Origin of the sequence: Bradyrhizobium sp. STM 3809 (assembly GCF_000239795.1) — a bacterium.
Classification (GTDB): Bacteria; Pseudomonadota; Alphaproteobacteria; order Rhizobiales; family Xanthobacteraceae; genus Bradyrhizobium.
In genome coordinates, this window is the sequence record NZ_CAFJ01000759.1 from 1 (window position 1) to 1919 (window position 1919).

Annotated in this window: 2 protein-coding genes and 1 pseudogene; 1 reads left to right on the forward strand and 2 read right to left on the reverse strand. The window is 66.4% G+C overall.

All coding sequences use genetic code 11. The annotated features are described in order from the left end of the window. Nucleotides 1–244 (forward strand): annotated as a pseudogene (locus tag BRAS3809_RS37205) (hypothetical protein); the annotation flags it as partial. A gap of 25 nt (nt 245–269) precedes the next feature. On the opposite strand, the gene BRAS3809_RS32490 reads toward BRAS3809_RS37205, so the two are convergent. Both BRAS3809_RS32490 and BRAS3809_RS32495 read right to left on the reverse strand, forming a co-directional pair. Then, entirely contained in the window at nt 270–1619 is a 1350-nt protein-coding gene (locus BRAS3809_RS32490; RefSeq protein WP_008966253.1) for a malonyl-CoA decarboxylase, read from the reverse strand. Nucleotides 1620–1751: 132 nt separating this feature from the next. After that, nucleotides 1752–1919: helix-turn-helix domain-containing protein (locus BRAS3809_RS32495; protein ID WP_035660053.1), on the reverse strand; the 168-nt coding region annotated here is incomplete at its 5' end.

A 1919-nucleotide genomic window follows, 5' to 3' on the forward strand; every position in this document is an offset into this window, starting at 1 on the left:
TGGCTTGGCGAAGTCCAACGACGTGCCTGCCCCAAGCCACTCCCTGTGGTTATGGATCCCGGCGTTCGCCGGGATGACGACGGTTTTTGTGGCGGGCGCACACTGCATCACCGGCGTCATTGCGAGCGCAGCGAAGCAATCCAGGGCTGCGCGCGAAGCCCTGGATTGCTTCGTCGCTTCGCTCCTCGCAATGACGGAGTTTGGAGTGCACGGTTCGCCTCATAACGGCGCGAGGTGGGCGTGAGACAGTGCTGCAGGCCCCGCAGAAATTACGACGACAACCGCATATCCAGCAGCCGCCGGCCTTCGCCGCGCAGCAGCTTCTTCACCGCGCTCGACGCGACCACTTCGCCCTCGTTCGCGTACGCCTCATGGTTCTTCTCGATGTCCTCGAGGCGATACAAATAGTTCACCATGACAGTCGCCGACTCGCGCTGGCCCTTCGCCGAGAGGTCGCCGAGCCAGTTGATGCGCTCGAGACGGGCGCCGTTGCCGAGGTGGAAGCGGGCGACGGGGTCGATCAGCTTGCCCTTGGACGTACGCGCCTTGAGGAAGTAGTGCGCGGCGAGCGGCTCGATCACGCTGCGCAGCTCGGCAGTGATCGATGCGTCCTCGACCCAGCGCGGCTCGTTGAGCAGCTTGAGCACGTTGCGATCCTCTTCGGTCGCATCGGCAGTCGACTTCAGCCAGCCCATGAAGCCCGGCACCGGCGACAGGGTGACGAAAGTGTCGAGCTTCGGCAGCTCGCGCCGGAGCTCCTCCACCACCTGCTTGATCAGGAAGTTGCCGAACGAGATGCCGCCGAGGCCGCGCTGGGTGTTGGAGATCGAGTAGAACACCGCGGTGCGGGCGCGATCCGCCGGCACCGGCGTGCGGTCGACCGCGAGCAGCGGCGCGATGGCGCCGGGGATGGTCTCAGTCAGCGCGATCTCGACGAAGATCAGGGGCGCGTCCGGCATCGCCGGATGGAAGAAGGCGTAGCAGCGCCGGTCGACCGGATCGATGCGGCGGCGCAGATCGTCCCAGTCGTGGATCTCGTGGACGGCCTCGTAGCGGATGATCTGCTCCAGGATGTTCGCCGGCGTCGACCAGTCGATCTTGCGCAGCACCAGAAACCCCCTGTTGAACCACGAACTCAAGAGATGCACGATGTCGCGATCGAGCGCGGCGAGCTCCGGATTGGCTTTCAGCAGATCCAACAGATCGGTGCGCATCGCGACCAGCTCGGGCGTGCCGCCCGGGGCGCGGTTGAGGCGGCGGATCAGCTCCTGCCGCCGCGGCTCCGATGCGAAATGCAGCGCACTGGCGCCTTCGTCAGACGGCGCCGCGCGCCAATCCTCGATCGCCTTGCCGAGCCTGGCCGTGTCCGGACCGAAATCGTGCACCAGCGCGGTGAAGAACGCCTTGCGGCCCTCGGCGTCGAGATCATGATAGCCGTCGAGCACGTCGCGCGCCATCGCGGTGCCCGAGGCCTCGCCGGCACCCGACACCAGCGCCTCGCACAGCTCGGCGAGGCTGGTCGCGTCATGCTTGTCGACGGGGGCGCCACCGCCACGCAGCAGCGTCCGGCCGCGCTCGGAAATCGTGGTGATCAGGTCGGTGAAAAAGGCGTTGGCCATCTGATGTTGGTCGAATCCCAGAGCGTGACGGACCCCATGTTACATGGATTTATGGCAAAGGTGGCCACATTCAAACATAACAAATCGTCAACGCCGCCGTTGCCGCGCGCATGCGCCGGAGCTGGGCGGAGGTCATCCGCCGGACTGCCCGGCGAAGTCCGTCGGCGTCCGTCCCGTGACCTGGCGGAACGCGTGGCTGAACGCCGGCACGCTGGCATAGCCGAGATCGGCGGCGAGCTGCTTGACCGAGAGATGACGGTCCGTCGCCAGCCGCTCGATCGCGGCCGCGATCCGGGCGCG

Bases quoted from the DNA above. Each gene is read 5' to 3' on its own strand.
- BRAS3809_RS32490 (WP_008966253.1), bottom strand. From the start codon at position 1,619: ATGGCCAACGCCTTTTTCACCGACCTGATCACCACGATTTCCGAGCGC.